The following is a 19,644-nucleotide window of genomic DNA, read 5'->3' on the forward strand; positions in this document are numbered from 1 at the left end:
TGGAGTGTTCGCGTCACGGCCGGATCCGGGTGAGGATGGGGGCACGAGCACGAGGAGGAAGATCATGGTTTCGTCGGCGTCCGCGCGCAATCCGCTGTGGCACCCCTTCGCGGACATGGGAGCGGTCGACGGTGACCGGCTCGTCATCACCCGCGGTGAGGGTTCCTACGTCTGGGACGACGAGGGGAAGCGGTATTTCGACGCGACCGCGTCGCTCTGGTACGCGAACTTCGGGCACGGGCGCGAGGAGATCGCGCGGGCCGTCGCGGACCAGTTGCGGACGCTCGATTCGTACAACCTGTTCGGCTACAACGCCAACGAGCCCGCGCTGAAGCTCGCGGAACGGGTCTCCGCGCTGACGCCGGAGCCGGGTTCGAAGGTGTTCTTCGGTTCGGGCGGCGGCGACGTCGTCGACACGGCCGTCAAGATCGCCCGCTCGTACTTCGCGCACACCGGGCGCTCGGAGAAGGTGCACGTCATCGGGCGGGTGCAGGGGTATCACGGCACGCACGGGTTCGGCACGGCCGTCGGCGGCATCGCGGCCAACGCGGCGGATTTCGGGCCGCTGCCGGGTGACATCTCGCACGTGCCCTACGACAGCGCCGAAGCGCTCGAAGCGGAGATCCTGCGGGTCGGCCCGGAGCGGGTCGCGGCGTTCTTCTGCGAACCGGTGATCGGCGCGGGCGGGGTCCTGCTGCCGCCGGACGGGTACATCGAAACGGTCGCCGAGATCTGCCGCAAGCACGACGTGCTGTTCGTCGCGGACTGCGTGATCGCCGCGTTCGGGCGGCTGGGGACCTGGTTCGGGATCGACCGCTGGGCCGTGAAACCGGACATGATCACGACCGCGAAGGGCATCACCGGCGGGACGATCCCGCTGGGCGCGCTGATCGTCGCGCCGAGGGTGGCCGAGCCGTTCTTCACCGGCGAGCCGGGCGCGCCGGTGCTGCGGCACGGCGCGACCTACGCGGGGCATCCGGTCGCGTGCGCCGCGGGCAACGCGACGCTGGACATCTACGAACGGGACGGGCTCATCCCACGGGGGCGGGAGCTGGAGAAGCCGCTGGCCGACGCGCTTTCCGGACTGGTCTCGCATCCGCTGGTCGCCGAGGTCCGGGCCGGGCTGGGCTTCCTCGCCGCGGTCGAACTGAAGGCCGACGTCGTCGCGGCGAACCCCGGCGCGGCGAACCGGCTCCAGCGGCTGGCGCGGGACGAAGGCGTCCTGGTGCGGAACCTGGCCAAGGGGATCGCGGTCTCGCCGCCGCTGATCGCCGGAGAGGCCGAACTGGACCAGCTCGCGACAGCGCTGCCGCGCGCTCTGGACAAGCTCGTCTAGCCGGCTTCGGCCGCGGAACCGCTCTCGTGCTCGCCGAGGAAACCGGCGATCTGTTCGAGGGCGTCCGCGGCTTCGGGCAGGAACGACCAGAACAGGTGGAAGACGTGCGTGCTGACCGGATACAGGTCGAAGCGCACGTCGAGCCCCTGCTCACGGGCCTGGTCGACGAAGCGGCGCGTCTCGGGCAGGGTCACGTCTTCGGTGCCCGACTGGACGAGCAGCGGCGGCAACCCGGACAGGTCGGCCTCGAAGATGTTCAGCAAAGGATCCGTCGGCGGGTGATCGCGGACGTAGAGCGAGAACCAGCGCGCGACCGGGGTTCCGCCCTCCGGCGGATCCAGCACGTCCACCACCGGGCACATCAGGACCACTTTGCCGGGTTGGGGCAAGCCTTCCTGTTTCACCTTGAGCAGCAGAGAGATGACCAGGCCGCCGCCTGCCGAGTCGCCGCTGACGGTCAGCTGCCCCGGCGCGTCGCCCTGGCCGAGCAGCCAGCGGTAGGCGCGGAGCGCGTCCTCCAGCGCGGCGGGGAAGGGATGCTCCGGGGCGAGCCGGTAGTCGGGCACCAGGACGGCGGCGCCGGTCGCCGCCGCCAGCGCCCCCGCCAGCGGGCGGTAACCGAAGGCCGAGCCCGCGATGTAGCCGCCTCCGTGCAGATGCAGCACGCTCGGCCGGCGCCCCGGCCCGGGTGCGACCACCAGTGAGGACACGCCGTCCGTCTGGACCGGCCGCACCACGGTCCCTTCCGGGACGGGGAGCTGCGCGTTGAAGGCTTCGAAAGCCTCGCGCATCGCCGCGAGACCGCTTCCGCCGTCCTCGACCACCGAATTCCACAGCTGGGTGACCCGCGCGTTCACCTCGCCGCCGACGGATCGGGTGAGGGTGATCGCGTCGTCCATGTCGGACAGCAGCGGGAGCGAGGCACCGAGCAGTGCCTCGCCGGCGAGGGTCAGTTCGACGCGGTGGGTCGAGCGGCGCAGCAGCTGACAACCGATCAGCTGCTCCAGCGCCTTGATCTGGCGGCTGAGGGCGGGCTGGGAGACGAACAGCCGGTTCGCGGCACGACTGAAGTTGAGTTCGTCGGCGACCGCGACGAACGCCCGCAGATGCTTGAGCTCGATCGCGTCGGCGGCCGAAGGCATGCCCAGCAGCCGCGGCCCGGCGGGACGTTCGGACATGGCGTCGAGTATCCCCGTCCGCTCCGTCCGCGGTGATGCGTTCCGCGCAAGAAGGTGATGCGGGATCGGTCTTTCCCTTCCCCCGCCCGCCCGTGACAAGGTTGGCCATGGCCGAAACAGCAGGTCAGCGCGTTGCCGAGTTGCGCATGCGGGACGGCGTCGCGCGGGTGCACTGGCCTTCCGGGCAGCGTGCCGCGGCGCCGTTGGTGCTGTGGTTCGCCCCGGACGGGGCAGGCGCCGAACGGGTCGCGGGCTGCGGGGCGGTGGTGATCGCCGCCGGACTGCCCGCGTTCCCGGCGGCGCGGGCCGTCCTGGAGTGGGCGGCGGCGCATCCCCGGAGCCTGGGGGCCTGCCCGGGACCGGTGCTGGTCGCGGGTGAAGGACCGGGAGCCGACCTGGCCGCGCGCGTCGCGAAGTACGCGAGAGAGCAGGGCTGGCCGCCGGTCCGCGAGGTGGACGGCGGTCCCGGGGGTATCGCCGCCCACCTGGAGAAAACCCGACGAATCGTGGAGGAATGAACATGAACAAGGTCTTCACCGGCCTCGCCGTCTCGGTGGACGGCTTCATCAGCGGAAAGCTGCCCGAGGGAGCCGACGAGTTCGGAAGCGGGCTCGGCGACGCGCCGACGCTGTTCGACTGGTACTTCGACGGCGACACCCCGAGCGAGGTGTTCGACGGCTTCAAACTGAGCGAACCGAGCGCGCGGTTCTTCGACACCATCGCGAGCCGGATCGGCGCGATCGTCGTCGGGCGCACCACCTACGAGCACTCCGGCCGTTTCGGCGGTGGAAGTCCGCATCCGACGGCGCCGATGGTCCTCGTCAGCCATTGTCCCGTGCCCGAAGCGAGTGGCCGGCAGACCGTGATCACCACCGGTGTCGAGGACGCCATCGTCGCGGCGCGCGAGATCGCCGGGACCAAGGACGTCGGCCTGATGGGCGGCGGTCTGGTCACCTCCGCGCTGGCCGCGGGGCTGGTCGACGAGGTGATCCTCCACCAGGTGCCCCTCCTGCTCGGCCGGGGCAGGAGATTCTTCAACGAACTCCCGGAACACGTCGAACTCCGTCTGCTGCAAGCGATCCCGGCTCCGGGCGTGACCCACCTTCACTACGGTGTCGGCCGATGATCCTCGTCACCGGCGGGCTGGGCATGATCGGCGCCCACACCGCCCGCGCGCTCACCGACCTCGGCCACGACGTCGTGGTCACGGCTCATCGCCGCACCGAGGTCCCGTCGTTCCTCGAAGGCAAGGTGACCGTCGAACCCCTCGACGTCACCGATCGGGACGCCTTCCTGGCGCTCGCCGATCGCCACGACATCGGGGACATCGTCCACCTCGCCGGAACGATCCCCGGAGCGGACCCGGTCGGCTTCTTCCGCACGGACACCACCGCCCTGCTCAACGCGCTGGACGCCGCGCGCGCCTGGGGCGTCCGCAGATTCGCCGTCGCCGGCAGCCTCGGTGTCTACATCGGACAGACGGTTTCCCCTTGGCACGAGGAACTCGCCTTGCCGTCGGTGGAACTTCCTCATCTGATCATCGCCTTCAAGAAAGCGGTGGAGGCGCTGACGGTGCACGCCCTCGCGGGCAGCGGGGTCCAGCCGGTCGTGCTCCGGATCGGGAGTGTCTGGGGTCCGTTGATGGATCCGGAATCGCCGTTCAACCCCATTCCGCCGTACATCAGCGCCGTCCTCCGCGGCGAGAGGCCGTCGCCGCTGCTCGCCGATGACGGTGGCGACAGCTGCTACGCGCCTGACGCGGGGCGTGCGATCGCCTTGCTCATGACCGCTGAGAAGCTGCGGCACAGCACTTACAACGTGTCCCGCGGGCGGCCGTCGCTCAACCGCGAACTCGCGGGAGCGCTGGAGGCTGTCATCCCCGGGCTTCGGCTGGACCTCCGGCCGGGAGGGGAGACCGGACCGCATCTCGACATCTCCCGGCTCGCCGAGGAGACCGGCTTCGAGCCGGCTTTCGACGTCGCGGCGGCCGTCGCGGACTATGTCGCGTGGCGGGGGAGCAACTCGCGGTGAGCGCGGGTGGAGGGTGTGTGACGGGGGAGGATTTCGGACGTTGAGTGTCCGGATTCTTCCCCGCTCGGCTCCCGGCCGGATCAGAAGAAGCAGGGCTTTCGCGGCCCGGCCTGAACTGGTCCGAGGGAGCAGATCGCGACTTCGACCGTCCACATGAGACACCCCTTCCAGTCGGAACGCCCGTTTTGGGCACTTTGTGTGGCTTTGTGAAGGAGTCGTGAGTGATAAAGATGGTTAGAACCCTCTTTATCACTCACGACCCCACGCAGAACAGCCCATACGGGCATGAATCGGACGCTGAATCGCCGCTAAGTGTCCCATGTGGACACTCGGGTCGTGCCCGGCCCGTCGGCCAGTCCGAACCCTGCCCTCAAGGTAGCGAAGAAGGGGTCTTTCGTGGCGGATTCCGCCACGAAAGACCCCTTCAGGTCACACCCCGCGATCCGGCACCGAATCGCGGGGCCTGACGCGCACGAGGGCCGCGCGCTCGGTCATGAAGGGAACAGCCGACGGGACCAGGTCCCTTCATGACACCCCCAGTGGCGGACCCCCGTGGGCCCGCCTCAGGAGAGGCAGAGTTCGTTGCCCTCCGGGTCCGCGATCGTGATCCACTCGGTGGGCCCCTGTTTGCCGCGGTGCAGGAACGTCGCGCCGTTGGCGGTCAGCCGTTCGAGTTCGGCCTCGATCTTGTCCGCGCCCATCCGGATGTCGAGATGCAGGCGGTTCTTCACCGTCTTCCCCTCGGGCACCAGCTGGAAGAGGAACCGCTGCTTGGTCTCGGGGTGGACGATCGCCGCGCCGTCCTTCCAGACCAGGGCACCCTTGTGCGTGGTCGTCGCCTCTTCCTGGGCATACCCTTCCGCGACCATCTCGCGGATGAACTCCTCGTTGCTCCGCTCGACCTGCCAGCCGAGCATCTCGGCCCACCAGTCGGCGAGGTCGTGCGGGCGAGCGGAGTCCACGGTCACCTGGAAGTCATACGCCATACCGGCACATTAACGACCCGCCCCGACAATTCCGGGCGCTCATGCCCGCTGACCACGGTGAACCGCCATTTGTCGACCCCGCCGCCCATGATCTCGGCGTAGCGCCGGGCGCCGTCAGCGTTGGCGAAGCGCACCTGCTGACCGTTGGTGAGATGGGTGATCTTGACCGCCATCCGTGCCTCCCTGAAGTCCGGTGCCGGCCCGCGGAGCTTCCCCCTCCGGGGCCGGCGCGGACAGTAGAACACACGTTCGACTGCGGCGGCCAATCAGACCCCCCGCGCGGGTCATCTCCGCATGGTCACCCGCGGCCACGCGTCCAGCCCGCGGGCGATTTCGCGGGCCCGGACGGCTCGCAGCCCCTCGGTCAGAGCCTCCTCGTCGAGGATCTCGAAGCCGAGCCGGGAGTAGTACGGCGCGTTCCACGGCACCTCGGCGTACGTCGTCAGCGTCAGCCCCGCGAGACCTTCGCGCGCGGCCCACTCCGCGACGTGCTCGATCAGCCGCCGTCCGAGGCCGCGCCGCGCGTGAGCCGGGTGGACGGACACCTGCTCGATGTGGCCGTGGCCGTCGACGACCTCGGCGAGCAGGTACGCCACCGGACCGTCGCCGGCGTCGTACACCCAGGCGTGGCCCGCGTTCCGGAAGCCTGCGAGGTCCTCGATCGACGGCGGGTCGTCGTCGGCGATCGCGGCCATGCCGAGCGCGCGGAACGGTTCGCCCGCCGCGCACTCGATGTCTTGGAGCGCGGGCAGGTCCTCGGGTGCGGCGAGTCGGATCACGGATCGAGTTCTACCCCTTCGCGGCGCGCGAACGCGCGCGAATTAGAGGGAGAACGACGAAACGGCGCGGTGGATCCGGCTCGCGTACGACTGGAGCGTGACGATGGCGGCCCGTTTGGCGTCGTCGCTGATCCGGGTCGCCGGGGCGGCCAGGGTCAGCACCGCCGGCCGGTGCCCGGTGCTCGGGATCGGCACCGAGCACGACCAGACTCCTTCGTCCAGTTCGCCCCAGCTGACCGAATACCGGTTCGCCCCGGCGCGTTTGACCTCTTCCCGCACGCTCGGGCCGCGGCGCTGGACGATCGACGAGAGCCGCCTCTCGCGTTCGCCCTCCGGCAGCATGGCGAGCAGCATCTTGCCCGACGCGCCGGAGCCGAGCGGGACGGAATGGCCCGGCTGGAACGTGAACCGCATCGCGCGTTCGCATTCGACCCGGTCCGCGCAGACCGCGGAATCGCCGAAATGCTGGAACAGCAACACGGTCTCGCCGAGATCGCGTGCCGCTTCCTCCATCGCCGGACGGGCCAGCCGGGCGAGGTCGTTCGCCAGTTGCGCGGCCCGGGCCAGTGGCATCACCTGGCTTGTCACGTGATAGCGACCGGTCTTTCCCTCCTCCAGGAGTTGAAGTTCCTTCAGCAGCGCGACATAGCGGTATGTCGTGGCCACCGGGGTGCCGATCCTCGCTGCGAGTTCGGCGACACTCGCGTCCCAACGGCGTTCCGAAAAGGAGAGCAGCAGCTGGAGTACCTTGCGTGAGCTGCTGGCGCCGGGGGTGCGTTTCGGGGGAGCGGTGTCCAGGGATCGTGCGGCAGGTGTCATCTCGACCTCTCGCCGGGGCAATCACAAAGAGTCAAGAATGTAGCACATTGTGTGAAATGCGGGCCAGGGACTTTGGTCCACGAACAAGCGGACTTCTTGCTAGCTTCGGACGATGGAAAAGCCATTGGCGGGCAAGATCGCGTTGGTCGCCGGGGCGACCCGCGGGGCCGGGCGGGGAATAGCGGTCCAGCTGGGTGCCGCCGGCGCGACAGTTTACGTGACCGGCCGGAGTACCGGTTCCCGGAGATCGGAAATGAATCGTCCGGAGACGATCGAGGAGACCGCCGCACTCGTCGACGAAGCGGGCGGGCACGGGATCGCGATCGCCGTCGACCATTTGGTGGCCGACGAGGTCCGCGAACTGGTGGAACGGATCGACGCCGAACAGGGCGCGCTGGACGTCCTGGTCAACGACATCTACGGCGCGCCCATCGAATGGGACAAGACCGTCTGGGAGTCCACTTTGGACACCGGGTTGCGGACGCTGCGGCTCGCTGTCGACACCCATGCCATCACCAGTCATTTCGCGCTCCCGCTCATGATCAGGAAGCCGGGAGGGCTGGTCGTCGAAGTCAACGACGGGACCACCGAATACAACTCGGGAAACTACCGCGTTTCCTTCTTCTACGACCTTGCCAAGACCGCGGTGAACCGGATGGCGTTCGCGCTCGCCCACGAATTGGCGCCACACGGCGGTACCGCTGTCGCGGTCACCCCTGGCTGGTTGCGGTCCGAAGCGATGCTCGACGCTTATCAGGTCACCGAAGAGAATTGGCGCGATGCCACGAAGGTGCAGCCCCATTTCGCCATTTCTGAAAGCCCGGCGTTCGTCGGGAGAGCGGTCGCGGCGCTGGCCGGTGACGGGGAAGTCGCCCGCTGGAACGGGAAGTCGGTGTCCAGCGGTGAATTGGCGCTGGAATACGGATTCACCGACCTCGACGGCAGCCGTCCCGAGTGCTGGCGCTATCTCGTCGAGGTCCAGGATCCCGGGAAACCGGCGGACGTCACCGGCTACCGCTGAGCCTCCCGTCGCAGGAACGGCGTGAGCAAGCCGGGCGCGGCCTGCTCCGCCGTCGCCAGCCCGGCCGATTCGCCGACGTCGACCACCTGATAACCGCCCCGGCCCGCCGCGATCGGGGCGGTCACGGTGATCAGGCCGGCGCGACGCTGGAAGAACGAGCGGCTGACGACGATCCCGGTGACCCCTTCGCGCCGGATCGCCACCGTCGCGCGCGCCAGCGAACCGGAACGGCTGACCAGGTAGCGCCCGACGATCGCGTGGCCGAGATTGCGGTAGGCGTCCCAGCCCACGAGCGCGGCGAACGGCACCAGGGCGAGCGCGACCTGCCACATCCACGCCGGCAGGAAGTCGATCCAGTACAGGCCGAACAGCACCGCCGCCAGGATCAGCACGCCACCGACCGTCCGGGTGAGCCGCCGGGTCAAGGCCCGTCGCGGATGCCGGTCCAGCGGCACGGTCGCCGGGTCGAAGTTCTCCCGCAGCACCTCGGCCGCGATCTCGTGGACCCGGCCGACGGGCGCGGGCGGGAGCAGGAGCCCGCCGCCTTTGTCCCCGCCTTTGCCCTCGCGCAGCCCGCCCGCGATCGCGGTGAGCCGTGCTCCGCCCGCGATCCGCAGCGGCAACGGTTCCTTGATCTCGACGCCGCGCAGCCGCTCTTCTTCGATGGACACCGAACGCGTGGTGATCAGCCCGCGCCGGACGTGCAGGGTGCCTTCGGTTTCACGGGTGAGCTTGAAGTTCCAGAACGAGAGCACGTAGCCGCCGACGGACAGCAGCGAGACGACCACCAGCAGGGCGACCGCCGCGACGACCACGATCAGCCACAGCGCGGTGTTCGCCAGACCGTCCATGAGGTCGCGAAGCGGCCCGACGTTCTCCGGGTCGATGTTCAGCTGGTGCGCGAAATGCCAGACGGCGGCGAACACCGCGCCCACCACGGCGAGCCCGGACAGGGTGAACGGCGCGTACCGCACCCACTTCCGGTCGACCTCCGCGACGACCTGCTCCGGCGGCGGCGCGGCCTCGGCTTCCGAGGCGACCTCCTTGCGGTGCAGGAGAGCGGTGCGCAGCCGGTGCGCCTCGGTCTCACTGACGGCGTCGAGCACCAGTTGGTCGCTGCTCGAGACCGCCGAATGCCGCCCGGTGCCGATGCGGACGGCGCTGAGCGAGAACAGGCGGTGCTTCGGCTCGGAGGTGACGTCGACCGTGCGGATCCGGTCCAGCGGGATCGCGCGATGCTTGCGCAGCAACAGGCCCGTGGTCCACTCCACCTGGCCTTCGGCGATGCGGTAACGCGAAGTGAGCACGTGCGAGATCCCGACGCACACGGTCAGCGCGGTGACGCCGAGCCCGATCCACTCCCAGCCGTTGCCGCGGCCGAGGAGCACCGTCCCGATCAGCACCGGCAGCGATTTGACGACGTCGAGCACCGGGCGGATCAGCAGCATCCGGCGGTCGAGGCGGTGCCATTGGCCGACTTCGACGTCCGGCGGTGCCTCGGTGCTCATGTCGCGTCACCCGGAGTGGCTTGAGTGGTCTTCGTGAGCGAAGCGGCCAGCGCCAGGGCGTCGGCGTGGTCGAGACCGGAGATCTTGACCGGACCCGCGGCCGACGCCGTCGTCACGGTGAGTTTCGCCAGCTTGAACAGCTGCTCGACCGGGTCGCGTTCGATGTCGACGGTCTGGATCCGCGAGATCGGCGCGATCCGCCAGTCCTGCTTGAGCCAGCCTTCCTGGGTGTACACGGCCTCGCCGGTGACCTCCCAGCGGTGGATCCGGTAGCGCCACTGCGGCATGACCAGCAGATGCAGTGGCGCGAGCACGCAGGAGATCGTCAGCGTCACCACGAGCCACGTCGGCGCGTCGTCGCTCGTGAACACGAACACGGCCTGCACGCCGACGAGGATCACCCAGCCGACCGCGGCCCACACCGTCCAGTAGCCGATGGCCCGGCGGCTGACCCGGTTGGCGGGCGGGCGCAGGGTGAGCCGTTCCGCCGTCGCTGTCTCTTCAATCACCCCTCCACCCTGCACCACCTCGGTGCGGACCGCCCACGACACCTGTCACGGGCCGATAGGATTCCTGCCACGCTCGGCGGAATGGATACCCCCTATCGGGGCGTTGCCACCCGTAGACGGTGGTAAGAACGAGACCTGGAGGATCTGGTGGCGCTGGACCCGGAAGACCTGTACGAGGTGGACTCGGACGTCCCTGACCTCGGCGGGGCCGTGCTCCTGCACTACTTCGACGGCTTCATGGACGCGGGCTCGGCAGGCAAGCTCGTCGCCGAGCACCTCCTGAACTCCTCCGAGCACCGCGTGATCGCGCGCTTCGACGTCGATCGCTTCCTCGACTACCGCTCGCGCCGCCCCACGATGACCTACTCCATCGACCACTGGGAGGACTACGACGCCCCCGAGCTGGTCGTCCACCTGCTGCACGACGTCGACGGCGTGCCGTTCCTGCTGCTCACCGGACCGGAACCGGACCACGGCTGGGAGTGGTTCTGCACGGCCGTGCGAAGCCTGGTCGAACGCTGGGGCGTCCGGCTCACCACCGGTTTCCACGGCATCCCGATGGGCGCGCCGCACACGCGCCCGCTCGGCGTGACCGCGCACGCGACGCGGGACGAACTGGTCGGCGACCACCGCCCGCTGCCCAACCGGATGCAGGTGCCGGGCAGCGCCGCCGCGCTGCTGGAGTTCCGGTTCGGCGAATGGGGACACGACGCGTCCGGGTTCGCCGCGCACGTGCCGTCCTACCTGGCGGACTCGACGTACCCGAGCGCCGCGCTGAATCTGCTCGGGGCCATCGCCGAGGCGACCGGGCTGAACCTGCCGGACGGCGATCTGCGGGAGGCCTCGCAGGAGGCGGAGGCCGAGATCGCCCGCCAGGTCGCCGGGTCGGAGAAGGTCGCCGACGTGGTGCGCGCGCTGGAGCAGCAGTACGACACCTTCATGGAGGCGTCCGGCAAGGAAAGCCTGCTCGCGGAGTCGGTCGAGCACATGCCGACCGCCGAGGAGCTGGGCAGCCAGTTCGAGCGGTTCCTGGCGGAGCAGAACGGCGGGGACGCTCCGGAGCGCTGAGGCCTTCACGCGGCGCGAGTCATGGGAGCGCGGACCCTGGGGCGGAACGTCAGTCCGTGAAGGCCTCCTTCCCTACCCTCAAGGTAGGCAAGGAGGCCTTCACGGACCGGGGGAGAGCGCCGGCAGCGGTCGATGATCGAAAACGACTCCGGGCGTTCTGGACCCGTTCACCCGAACGGTGCTGGTGTATCGTCCCGGAATGCGTCACCTGGTACCCCATTCAGCCCTGAAAACCCTGGGCCGATCGGCCCGAGGCACCGTCGGCCGTGGCCTGCACCGGCTCGCCAGGCGATTCCATGATCCTTATACGGAGGAACTGGAACGAGTCGCCGCGGAACTGCGCGCGGAGATCATCCGGCAAGGGGATCGCTGTTTCGATCGCGTCATCGAGTTCGAAATCCGCAGCCGCCGCGACATGATCTACGCCGGTGATCAGGAGGCGGCGCGGGACAGCAACCGTTTCGCTCGTGAGCACCTGACCGGGACCAAGCACTTCGCGCGTCCACAAGAGACACTCGCGTACGCGCTTTCCCTTGCCCCGTCAGGCGGAATGGCGCTCGAATTCGGCGTCGCCAGCGGGAACACGCTGCGCGTGATCGCCAAGGCGCGCGGGGGTGTCGAGACCTACGGATTCGACTGGTTCCAAGGATTGCCGGAGAACTGGCTCAACGGGATGCCCGCCGGTTCGTTCGCGCGCGACGATCTGCCGGACGTCCCCGGCGCCGAACTGGTCGTCGGCCTCTTCGCCGACACTCTTCCCGGTTTTCTCGAGAAGCACGAAGGTGTCGTCGATTTCCTTCACGTGGACGGCGATCTGTACAGCTCGGCGAAAACCGTGCTGGATCTGGCCGGACCGCGGCTGCGGCGGGGCAGCATCGTGCACTTCGACGAGTTCTTCAATTATCCCGGCTGGCAGCAGCACGAGCACAAGGCCTGGCTGGAATACGTCGAACGCACCGGCGTCGAATTCGAATACGTGGCCTACACCTACGCCGACAACCAGGTCACCGTGCGGATCACCTAGGGCGTGAGTCCGTCTTCATAGGCCCGCAGCGTGTCGATGAACAGACGCCGCTCGGCCGGGGTCAGCGGCGAGAGCGCCTTCTGCCAGGCGCGGGCACCCTGGGCGAGCCAGTCGTCGATCGCCGGCCGCATCCGGTCGGTGATGGCGACGATGCGCCGCCGCCGGTCCGCCTCGTCCTCGCGCCGGTCGAGCACATCCTTCTTGGTCAGGTCCCCGACCATCAGGCTCACCGTGGTCGGGGCGACCTCGAGCCGTTCGGCCAGTTCGTTCACCGTCATCGGCCCGTCGAAGAGCAGGTACGACAGCAGCGACAAGTGACGCGGCGCCAGCGACAACGACTGGAGTTCGTCGGGGATCTTGATCCGCTTCACGCGGCCGACCATGCGCGGCATGAGCAGCAGCAAGGCGCGCACGGCGTCGTCGACTTCCATGTCCTCGGTTGACACCGGGCACCCTCCTGGATACCTTTGCGAGCAAAGAGGCTTTGCTTGCAAAGCAAAATAGCTTTCAGGATGATGCTACCTGGGGAGTACCGTTGCTGATGACCACCGCGGACGCCGGGACAGGGCGTCCTCGCATCACCCGTGTCGACTGCCGCCGTTCCGGGAGCGGGTACCTGGCGTACGCGCCGGACGCCGATTCTCCTTGGTACGCGGACCTTCTCGTCAGTCCACAAGCGACACTCGAAATCGACGGCGTCCCGTACGTCGCGCGTGCCGTGCCGCTCGAAGGCGGGGAGCGGGGTTTCGCGCTGCACCTGCTGGAGCTCGACGCCGCTCGCGGCCGGGCGATCGCCGATCAGCTGCTCGTCCACCACGGCGAGCTCCGCAAGGCGCTGGCAGCCGCACGGGCCGAACTCGACGGCGCGCCGGTCGCGCACGGGCCCGGGGTGCGGCGTGAACTGTTCGGTCACTGCGTCACTTTCTGCAACGGCCTGCGTATGCACCATATCCGTGAAGACGGCGCGTTCACCGCGATCGAAAAGGCTTATCCCGGACTCGCTCCGGCGCTCGCCCGGCTGCGCGAGGAGCACGAGACCGTGTCCCGCGCGCTGCTCGACCTCGATGAGTTGTTGCAAGGCGACGGAGAACTCGGAAGCGCCGCGTTGCGTGAGGAGTTCGATCGGGTCGCGAAGGGGCTGGAGGACCATTTCGCCTACGAGGAGGCGAATCTCCTTCCGGCTCTCCGGGGCGGGAGCAGTCTTCCCTAGGTGTCGCCCACCACATTATTTAGCTAACTTAGTTAGTGACTTATCTAGTAGACTACTTCGCATGGCCTCCCCATCACGTGGTTCTCGTGACGCAGACTCGTCGTCCTTCGCCGGGTCGGATCGCTCGGCCGGCCGGTGGCAGATCGAGCAGCCGGGCGTGGGCGACGCGGTGATGGAGCGCCTGCAAGAGGTAGGGACGCTGACGCGGGTGATCGAACAGCGCCTGAGTGGCGCGTTGGGGATCAACGCCACGGACCTGGCGGCGATGGAACACCTCGCCACCGACGGCCCGCTGACAGCCAAGGAGCTCGCGGACCGGCTGCGGGTCTCGACAGCGGCGAGCACGCACATCGTGGACCGGCTCGAAAAAGCCGGGCACATCGTCCGCCGCCCGCACGCGACCGATCGCCGCAAGGTGATGGTCGAGCCGGTCGCCGAGTCGATGGACCGGCTCTTCGGGCACTTGCATCCGCTGTTGCGCGGGGTGGAGGGCCTCGTCGAGGCGCTGGGCCCCCGCGACCGGGATGTCGTGAAGGCCTTCCTCGCCGGTGTCGTGCGGATCTACACGGACACGGCGGATTCCTTCCCCAAGGGCTGACACCTCACCGCGGCAGGCGAGCCGCCACACGACACCCGGGCGCGAAGGCGGGTCCGGCGTACGAACGCGCCCTCGAAACGAGCGCTACCAACGAAATCCGGAGAGAACCATGTCCACACCCGAGAAGAAGACATCGCCACGGGCGGTGTGGTGGCTGCTGGCGACCGTGCTCGTCGTCGAGTTGATGGATCTGCTCGATTCGACGATCGTCAACGTGGCGGGACCTTCGCTGGAACGGTCCCTCGGGGCGAGTGCGGTCGGGTTGCAGTGGGTCATCGGCGGCTACGCCCTCACTCTCGGCGCGGGTCTCGTACTCGGCGGACGGCTCGGTGATCGCTTCGGCAGGCGGCCGATGTTCCTGGCCGGTCTCGTCGCCTTCATCCTCGCGTCGCTGCTGTGCGCGATCGCTCCGGGAATCGGCCCGCTGATCGCCTTCCGGCTGGTCCAGGGCTTGGCCGGGGCGATGATGCTGCCCCAGTGCCTGGGCATCCTGCGCGACAACCTCGCTCCCCGGGAACTCACGAAAGCCCTCGCCGTCTTCGGCCCGGTCCTCGGCCTCGGTGGCGTGCTCGGCCCGGTGCTGGGCGGTGCCCTGGTCGACTGGGATCTGTTCGGCCTCGGCTGGCGGCTGGTGTTCCTGGTCAACGTCCCGGTCGGCCTCGCCGCGCTGGCACTGGCCTGGCGGCTGGTGCCCCGCGGCCGCGGAACCGCGACACTGCGCCTGGATCTCGTGGGAGCCGTTCTCGTCGCGGCCGCTTCGGCCTTGCTGGTTCTCCCGCTCAACGAAGGGCAGGCTTCGGGCTGGCCGCTGTGGACGTGGCTGTCGTTGTCCGCCGCGGCGATCGGCTACGTGGGATTCGCGCTGTGGCAACGGCACGTCCTGCGCCGCGGCCGGACGCCGCTGGTCACCCCGAGCCTGTTCGGCAAGTCTTCGTTCACCGTCGGGCTGGTCGCGGTCGCGCTGTTCTTCGGCGGCCTCATCGGCACCCAGCTGGTACTGACGTTCTTCCTGCAGCTCGGTCAAGGGTTCACCGCCGGGCAGGCCGGGCTGGGCAACCTCCCGGTCGCGCTCGGGACCGCCGTCGGCGGCACCATCAGCGGCGGGCTGCTCGCCGCCAAACTCGGCCGCCGGGTGTTGCAGGCCGGGGCCATCGTCCAATTCGCCGGTGTCGCGTGGTTGTGGCTCGCCCTTGCCGACACCACCGGTTTCACGATCTGGCGGATCGTGCCCGGCAGCGCCGTCGCCGGCGTCGGCGCGGGAATCGTGATCGCCGCGGTGTTCAACACCGTGCTCGGCGCCGTCGACGACGACGAGGTCGGTTCCGCCTCCGGTGTCCTGTCCGCGGTCCAATCGATCGGTGGCTCGGTCGGCGTCGCGGTGTTCAGCACCGTCTTCTTCGCCGGCGCTCTCACCGGCCAGGTCACCGAGAGCTTCCGTGACGCCCTCGTGGTCCAGGCGATCGTCATCGCCCTGTTCCTGGTCATCTCACCGCTGTTCCCGCGTCGCGCCCGCCCCGATGACACCGACGACGGCACCGCGATCCCGGCGAGCGCCGCACCGGCTTCCAGCGCCACTTCGTAAGAGGGGGGATCCCTTGTCCCGCAACATTTTGATCTCCGGCGCCGGTATCGCCGGACCCGCACTGGCCTACTGGCTCAACCGGCACGGGATGACCGCGACCGTGATCGAACGCGCCCCGGAACCACGCCTCGGCGGGCAGACCGTCGACCTGCGCGGCGCCGGCCGCACCGTCATCGAACGGATGGGCCTCGGACAAGCCGCCCGTGACCGCGTCACGCACGAAGAAGGGCTGCGTTTCGTCGACGGCCGCGACCGGATCCGCGCGTCGTTCGGCGCCGGCGCCCTCGACGGCGACGGGTTCGTCACCGAACTGGAGCTCCTGCGCGGCGAACTCGCGGACCTGCTTCACCGGCACACCCGCGACGACATCGACTACGTCTTCGGCGACGAGGTCACCGGGCTCGTCGACACCGGCGACGGCGTGGACGTCACGTTCCGAAACGGCGTGGACCGGCGATTCGACCTCGTCGTCCTCGCCGACGGTCTCCGCTCCCGCACCCGAGACCTCGTCTTCGCCGACATCGCCCGCATCCGCTCGTTCGGCCTGTACACCGCCTACTTCACCATCCCCCGCGCCGAGTCCGACGGCCGCTGGGCCCGCTGGTACAACGCCCCCGGCCGCCGCGTGGTCATCCTGCGCCCCGACAACCAGGGCACCACCCGCGCCACACTGTCCTTTCTGTACCCGCGAACGGGGCTCGACCGGCTGCAAGTCCCGGCACAGCAAGACTTCCTGCGCCGGCACTACGACGGCGCCCGCTGGGAAACACCGCGCGTGCTCGACGCGATGAGCGACTCCCCGGACTTCTACTTCGAATCCGTCGGGCAGCTGCGCCTCGAACACTGGTCCCGCGGGCGGATCGCCGCTGTCGGCGACGCCGCCTACTGCGCCTCCCCGCTCAGTGGCATGGGCACCAGTCTCGCGCTCGTCGGCGCCTACGTCCTCGCCGGCGAACTCGGCCGCCACCCCGACCACCGCGACGCTTTCCGTTCCTACGAAACCATCATGCGGCCCTACGCCGGCCAAGCCCAGAACGTCTCCTGGTTCGCACCCCGGCTGGCCTCCCCGAAAACCCGCATCGGCATCCGGCTCCTCAACACCATCGCCGGTCTCGCCGCCAAACCCGCGATCAGCCGCGTCACAAGCCGATTCGCCACCCCGCCCGCGGACGCCATCGACCTCCCCGTCTATCCGCAGCCATGATCAGCGGCTTTGTCACAGCTTGGGAACGAGCCGTGATCGAACTGCTGACCGAAGATCGGCGCTGCGCTCTCGGAACGCACGGGCGGTTTACTCCGAGCGGGTGAGAACGACGGGCCACCTGGCGGGAGACACTGGTAACGAATGTCCGTTCCGGCGCGACTGATCGTTGTCCGAACCGATCGGCACGATGCCCCCGACCGGAATAGAGAACCGATGAAGCTTCGAAGAGCCTCACTTTTGTCTCTGGTGGCCGCTGTGGCCACGATCATGCTCGTCGCGCCGGCCTCCGCCGTCGCGGCCCCGCCGACCAGCGCGGTGGAGGTATCTCCGACAACTGTCCAACGTGGACAGACCTTCACCGTCTCGCAGACCGTCTACAACGCCGACGCGACGTCCACCATCGAAGGCGGCAAGGCGACGCTGTACGGCAAGGAATCCTCGTTGCCGGCGATCGTCGACCTGGTGTCCTGCCCCGGCGCGTTCGCCTGCGACATGCTCGGCGGCAGCATCCGCGGCGGCGTCGGTTCCGTGACACCCGGCCAGAGCAAGACCGTGGTGTTCACCTTCCGGGTCAAGGACGACGCCCCGCTGGGCAGCGTCACCTTGCAGCACCAGTTCGTCGGTGACAACTACAGCTTCGAGATCCTCGACGGCCCGGTGCTGACCGTCACCGGCACGCAGAGCGCCGCCGATCTCGGCGTCACGCTGACAGCGGCTCCGCGCGGCATCCTGACGTCGTCGATCGAATACACGGTCAAGGTCACGAACTCGGGCCCCGCCGCGGCGTCCGGGATCCGGGTGGCGTCGACCCTCGCCAACGGACTGGGCTACAGCGGGTCCTCCACCTGCTCGAACCCGGGCGGTACGAAGGTCGTCAACTGCGACTTCCCGTCGCTCGCGTCCGGGGCCAGTGTCACGGCCAAGTTCTCGGCGGCCGCCGGACTGCTGAGCCTCGGTCCGGTCAAGACGACCGCGAAGATCACGCAGAGTTCCGTCGCCGACCCGAACGCGGCCAACAACACGTCGACGTCGACCTGCACGGCCATCACCAGCCTGCTGATCAGCTGCTAGCACGGCGCGGGTGTCGTGAGTGGCGTTTCGGGCTGGAACCCGAAACGCCGCTCACTACCGCTCACGAGCGCAGTCGGGCGGCGCGCGAGTGCAGATAGCGTTGGTGCGGAAGGCTTGTCGCTCGCCGGGCGGCCTCCACATAGGACTCGATCGCCCCCGCGGTCTCCCCGGCCATTTCGAGCAGATGCGCGCGAGCGGCGGGGAGCCGGTGGTCCCCGGAGAGCCGGTCGCCGAGCTTTTCCAAGGCTGCCAGGCCTTCTCGCGGTCCACGCGCCATCCCGACGGCCACGGCGTGGTTGAGCGCCACCACGGGGTTGTCCGAAAGACGCAGCAGAAGTTCGTACAGCGCCTCGATCTGCGGCCAGTCGGTCTCTTCGGCGCTCGGTGCCTCGTCGTGTAGCGCGGCGATCGCCGCCTGGATCTGGAACTGCCCCGTCGGCCCGTGCGGCAGCGCTTCGGACAGCAGCGCGATGCCCTCGGCGACGTACTCGCCGTTCCAGCGGTTCCGGTCCTGTTCGGACATCGGGATCGGCCCGCCGTCCGGCCCCGTCCTCGCCGGACGGCGGGCGTCGATGAGCAGCATCAGCGCGAGCAGCCCGGTGACCTCGCTGTCGCCGGGCAGCAGCCGATGGACGATCCTGGCCAGCCGGATCGCTTCGGCGGAAAGCTCGGTCCGCACCAGATCCGGACCGGACGTGCTCGTGTATCCCTCGTTGAAGATCAGGTACAGCACGTGGAGCACCGCGTCGAGCCTGGCCACGCGGTCGGCTTCCGGCGGCATGCCGAACGGGACGCCGCTGGTCTTGATGCCCGTCTTCGCCCGGCTGATCCGCCGCGTCATCGTCGCCTCGGGGACCAGGAACGCGCGCGCGATCTCCGCCGTACTGAGGCCGCCGACGGTCCGCAGTGTCAGCGCGATCTGCGACGCGGGCGACAGAGACGGGTGGCAGCACAGGAACAGCAGGATGAGCGTGTCGTCGGAGTCGGCGGCCCGCCGGTCCGCCGCCGGCGCGAGGTGTTCCTCCGGCAGCGTCCACTGGACGACGGCGTCCTCTCGACGCCGCCGCGCCTGCTCCGCGCGAAGCAGATCGGTCAGCCGCCGCGAAGCGACCGTGATCAGCCACGCGCGCGGATTGTCCGGGCGCCCCTCGGCGGGCCACTGCGTCGTGGCCGCGAGAAGCGCCTCCTGCGTCGCGTCCTCCGCCAGGTCGAAGTGACCGTACCGGCGGACGACGGCGCCGAGGACCTGCGGCGACAGTTCGCGCAGCAGATCCTCGACGCCGCTGTCCGGCATCTAGAGCTCCAGTTCTTCGAAGCTGTCGGCGCACGGCCGGATGTCGACGTACCAATCGCGTCCGAGGTCGTGGCCCGCCGGATACGGGGTGTTCGCGAGCTTGGCCGCGATCTCGGTCGCGCGGTCGTAGCTCGCGCAGTCGACGGTCGTGTAGCCGACCAGGACCTCCTGCGTCTCGGCATACGGCCCATCGGTCACCACGGGGGCGCCGTCACGCAGGGAGATGCGGCGCGCGTGCGCCGGCTGGGAGAGACCCTGCGCGTCGACGAACTCACCGGTCTCGACCAGCTCGTTGTTCCACTTGCCCATGAACTCGTGCAGGGCCGTGACGTCTTCGGCGCTCCAGCTGCCGCCGATGGTTTCGAGATCCTTCTGCGACCCCATCATCATGATCATGTACTTCACGGTTGTCTCCTCTCGGCGGGC

The 19,644-nt window shown here is 69.0% G+C and carries 22 protein-coding genes; 12 read left to right on the plus strand and 10 right to left on the minus strand.

Features of this window, described 5'->3' with window-relative positions; translation table 11 throughout:
- Window positions 1-64: 64 nt before the first annotated feature.
- Complete coding sequence (locus CFP71_RS05785; RefSeq protein ID WP_093932791.1) at window positions 65-1,336, plus strand: aminotransferase family protein; 1,272 nt, start codon at window positions 65-67, stop codon at window positions 1,334-1,336.
- On the opposite strand, the gene CFP71_RS05790 is transcribed toward CFP71_RS05785, so the two are convergent.
- Window positions 1,333-2,514, minus strand: a complete 1,182-nt coding sequence (locus CFP71_RS05790) for an alpha/beta hydrolase fold domain-containing protein (RefSeq protein WP_093932792.1) — start codon at window positions 2,512-2,514, stop codon at window positions 1,333-1,335. The genes CFP71_RS05785 and CFP71_RS05790 overlap by 4 nt on opposite strands.
- A 107-nt stretch (window positions 2,515-2,621) precedes the next feature.
- On the opposite strand from CFP71_RS05790, the gene CFP71_RS05795 reads away from it, so the two are divergent.
- The 3 genes from CFP71_RS05795 to CFP71_RS05805 are packed head-to-tail and all read left to right on the plus strand — an operon-like array spanning window position 2,622 to window position 4,545.
- The gene (locus CFP71_RS05795; protein WP_093932793.1) at window positions 2,622-3,032 is read left to right on the plus strand and encodes an alpha/beta hydrolase family protein; all 411 of its coding nucleotides are present in this window, start codon (window positions 2,622-2,624) and stop codon (window positions 3,030-3,032) included.
- A 2-nt stretch (window positions 3,033-3,034) separates the two neighbouring features.
- Window positions 3,035-3,640, plus strand: coding sequence for a dihydrofolate reductase family protein (locus CFP71_RS05800; RefSeq protein ID WP_093932794.1), 606 nt, complete (start codon window positions 3,035-3,037; stop codon window positions 3,638-3,640).
- Complete coding sequence (locus CFP71_RS05805) at window positions 3,637-4,545, plus strand: NAD-dependent epimerase/dehydratase family protein (protein ID WP_093932795.1); 909 nt, start codon at window positions 3,637-3,639, stop codon at window positions 4,543-4,545. Before CFP71_RS05800 ends, CFP71_RS05805 begins: the two co-directional genes overlap by 4 nt.
- A gap of 563 nt (window positions 4,546-5,108) precedes the next feature.
- On the opposite strand, the gene CFP71_RS05810 is transcribed toward CFP71_RS05805, so the two are convergent.
- From CFP71_RS05810 to CFP71_RS05825, 4 genes are all read right to left on the minus strand, one after another.
- On the minus strand, window positions 5,109-5,531 hold the full coding sequence (locus CFP71_RS05810) for a VOC family protein (RefSeq protein WP_093932796.1): 423 nt from the start codon (window positions 5,529-5,531) through the stop codon (window positions 5,109-5,111).
- Complete coding sequence (locus CFP71_RS05815) at window positions 5,510-5,704, minus strand: hypothetical protein (protein ID WP_093932797.1); 195 nt, start codon at window positions 5,702-5,704, stop codon at window positions 5,510-5,512. The genes CFP71_RS05810 and CFP71_RS05815 overlap by 22 nt, the downstream gene beginning before the upstream one ends.
- A gap of 111 nt (window positions 5,705-5,815) precedes the next feature.
- Window positions 5,816-6,310: a GNAT family N-acetyltransferase gene (locus CFP71_RS05820; RefSeq protein ID WP_093932798.1), complete on the minus strand. Its 495-nt coding sequence runs from the start codon at window positions 6,308-6,310 to the stop codon at window positions 5,816-5,818.
- A 42-nt stretch (window positions 6,311-6,352) separates the two neighbouring features.
- On the minus strand, window positions 6,353-7,129 hold the full coding sequence (locus CFP71_RS05825) for an IclR family transcriptional regulator (RefSeq protein ID WP_093932799.1): 777 nt from the start codon (window positions 7,127-7,129) through the stop codon (window positions 6,353-6,355).
- 112 nt (window positions 7,130-7,241) lie between these two features.
- Here CFP71_RS05825 and CFP71_RS05830 point away from each other — a divergent pair, with 112 nt between their 5' ends.
- Window positions 7,242-8,150: an SDR family oxidoreductase gene (locus CFP71_RS05830; RefSeq protein ID WP_093932800.1), complete on the plus strand. Its 909-nt coding sequence runs from the start codon at window positions 7,242-7,244 to the stop codon at window positions 8,148-8,150.
- On the opposite strand, the gene CFP71_RS05835 is transcribed toward CFP71_RS05830, so the two are convergent.
- On the minus strand, window positions 8,141-9,658 hold the full coding sequence (locus tag CFP71_RS05835; protein ID WP_093932801.1) for a PH domain-containing protein: 1,518 nt from the start codon (window positions 9,656-9,658) through the stop codon (window positions 8,141-8,143). The genes CFP71_RS05830 and CFP71_RS05835 overlap by 10 nt on opposite strands.
- Complete coding sequence (locus CFP71_RS05840) at window positions 9,655-10,209, minus strand: PH domain-containing protein (protein WP_167406009.1); 555 nt, start codon at window positions 10,207-10,209, stop codon at window positions 9,655-9,657. The genes CFP71_RS05835 and CFP71_RS05840 overlap by 4 nt, the downstream gene beginning before the upstream one ends.
- A gap of 105 nt (window positions 10,210-10,314) precedes the next feature.
- On the opposite strand from CFP71_RS05840, the gene CFP71_RS05845 reads away from it, so the two are divergent.
- Window positions 10,315-11,235 carry a proteasome assembly chaperone family protein gene (locus tag CFP71_RS05845; RefSeq protein WP_093932802.1) on the plus strand — a complete coding sequence of 307 codons (921 nt, stop codon included), beginning with the start codon at window positions 10,315-10,317 and terminating at the stop codon, window positions 11,233-11,235.
- A gap of 199 nt (window positions 11,236-11,434) precedes the next feature.
- Complete coding sequence (locus tag CFP71_RS05850) at window positions 11,435-12,259, plus strand: class I SAM-dependent methyltransferase (RefSeq protein ID WP_244199565.1); 825 nt, start codon at window positions 11,435-11,437, stop codon at window positions 12,257-12,259.
- Here the strand turns inward: CFP71_RS05850 and CFP71_RS05855 are convergent.
- Window positions 12,256-12,690: a MarR family winged helix-turn-helix transcriptional regulator gene (locus CFP71_RS05855; protein ID WP_093932803.1), complete on the minus strand. Its 435-nt coding sequence runs from the start codon at window positions 12,688-12,690 to the stop codon at window positions 12,256-12,258. The genes CFP71_RS05850 and CFP71_RS05855 overlap by 4 nt on opposite strands.
- 110 nt (window positions 12,691-12,800) lie before the next feature.
- Here CFP71_RS05855 and CFP71_RS05860 point away from each other — a divergent pair, with 110 nt between their 5' ends.
- From CFP71_RS05860 to CFP71_RS05880, 5 genes are all read left to right on the plus strand, one after another.
- A complete protein-coding gene (locus CFP71_RS05860; RefSeq protein WP_093932804.1) occupies window positions 12,801-13,469 on the plus strand; it encodes a hemerythrin domain-containing protein in 669 nt (222 codons plus the stop codon).
- 61 nt (window positions 13,470-13,530) lie between these two features.
- Complete coding sequence (locus tag CFP71_RS05865) at window positions 13,531-14,067, plus strand: MarR family winged helix-turn-helix transcriptional regulator (protein WP_244199566.1); 537 nt, start codon at window positions 13,531-13,533, stop codon at window positions 14,065-14,067.
- A gap of 109 nt (window positions 14,068-14,176) precedes the next feature.
- Complete coding sequence (locus CFP71_RS05870; RefSeq protein WP_093932805.1) at window positions 14,177-15,649, plus strand: MFS transporter; 1,473 nt, start codon at window positions 14,177-14,179, stop codon at window positions 15,647-15,649.
- Between the two features lie 13 nt (window positions 15,650-15,662).
- Window positions 15,663-16,853: an FAD-dependent monooxygenase gene (locus tag CFP71_RS05875; RefSeq protein ID WP_093932806.1), complete on the plus strand. Its 1,191-nt coding sequence runs from the start codon at window positions 15,663-15,665 to the stop codon at window positions 16,851-16,853.
- Window positions 16,854-17,108: 255 nt separating this feature from the next.
- Complete coding sequence (locus CFP71_RS05880) at window positions 17,109-17,924, plus strand: CARDB domain-containing protein (RefSeq protein WP_093932807.1); 816 nt, start codon at window positions 17,109-17,111, stop codon at window positions 17,922-17,924.
- A 61-nt stretch (window positions 17,925-17,985) separates the two neighbouring features.
- Here CFP71_RS05880 and CFP71_RS05885 read toward each other — a convergent pair whose 3' ends face one another.
- Window positions 17,986-19,218 carry an RNA polymerase sigma factor gene (locus CFP71_RS05885; RefSeq protein ID WP_093932808.1) on the minus strand — a complete coding sequence of 411 codons (1,233 nt, stop codon included), beginning with the start codon at window positions 19,216-19,218 and terminating at the stop codon, window positions 17,986-17,988.
- Window positions 19,219-19,614, minus strand: a complete 396-nt coding sequence (locus tag CFP71_RS05890; RefSeq protein WP_244199568.1) for a YciI family protein — start codon at window positions 19,612-19,614, stop codon at window positions 19,219-19,221.
- Between the last annotated feature and the right edge of the window lie 30 nt (window positions 19,615-19,644).

The sequence above is a fragment of the Amycolatopsis thailandensis genome (assembly GCF_002234405.1).
Taxonomy (GTDB): domain Bacteria; phylum Actinomycetota; class Actinomycetes; order Mycobacteriales; family Pseudonocardiaceae; genus Amycolatopsis; species Amycolatopsis thailandensis.

Coding starts and splice junctions, on each gene's coding strand:
- CFP71_RS05890 (WP_244199568.1), bottom strand. CDS start 19,614: ATGATCATGATGATGGGGTCGCAGAAGGATCTCGAAACCATCGGCGGC.
- CFP71_RS05860 (WP_093932804.1), top strand. CDS start 12,801: ATGACCACCGCGGACGCCGGGACAGGGCGTCCTCGCATCACCCGTGTC.
- CFP71_RS05855 (WP_093932803.1), bottom strand. CDS start 12,690: ATGGAAGTCGACGACGCCGTGCGCGCCTTGCTGCTGCTCATGCCGCGC.
- CFP71_RS05865 (WP_244199566.1), top strand. CDS start 13,531: ATGGCCTCCCCATCACGTGGTTCTCGTGACGCAGACTCGTCGTCCTTC.
- CFP71_RS05835 (WP_093932801.1), bottom strand. CDS start 9,658: ATGAGCACCGAGGCACCGCCGGACGTCGAAGTCGGCCAATGGCACCGC.
- CFP71_RS05800 (WP_093932794.1), top strand. CDS start 3,035: ATGAACAAGGTCTTCACCGGCCTCGCCGTCTCGGTGGACGGCTTCATC.
- CFP71_RS05805 (WP_093932795.1), top strand. CDS start 3,637: ATGATCCTCGTCACCGGCGGGCTGGGCATGATCGGCGCCCACACCGCC.
- CFP71_RS05810 (WP_093932796.1), bottom strand. CDS start 5,531: ATGGCGTATGACTTCCAGGTGACCGTGGACTCCGCTCGCCCGCACGAC.
- CFP71_RS05785 (WP_093932791.1), top strand. CDS start 65: ATGGTTTCGTCGGCGTCCGCGCGCAATCCGCTGTGGCACCCCTTCGCG.
- CFP71_RS05885 (WP_093932808.1), bottom strand. CDS start 19,218: ATGCCGGACAGCGGCGTCGAGGATCTGCTGCGCGAACTGTCGCCGCAG.
- CFP71_RS05830 (WP_093932800.1), top strand. CDS start 7,242: ATGGAAAAGCCATTGGCGGGCAAGATCGCGTTGGTCGCCGGGGCGACC.
- CFP71_RS05850 (WP_244199565.1), top strand. CDS start 11,435: ATGCGTCACCTGGTACCCCATTCAGCCCTGAAAACCCTGGGCCGATCG.
- CFP71_RS05870 (WP_093932805.1), top strand. CDS start 14,177: ATGTCCACACCCGAGAAGAAGACATCGCCACGGGCGGTGTGGTGGCTG.
- CFP71_RS05795 (WP_093932793.1), top strand. CDS start 2,622: ATGGCCGAAACAGCAGGTCAGCGCGTTGCCGAGTTGCGCATGCGGGAC.
- CFP71_RS05825 (WP_093932799.1), bottom strand. CDS start 7,129: ATGACACCTGCCGCACGATCCCTGGACACCGCTCCCCCGAAACGCACC.
- CFP71_RS05815 (WP_093932797.1), bottom strand. CDS start 5,704: ATGGCGGTCAAGATCACCCATCTCACCAACGGTCAGCAGGTGCGCTTC.
- CFP71_RS05790 (WP_093932792.1), bottom strand. CDS start 2,514: ATGTCCGAACGTCCCGCCGGGCCGCGGCTGCTGGGCATGCCTTCGGCC.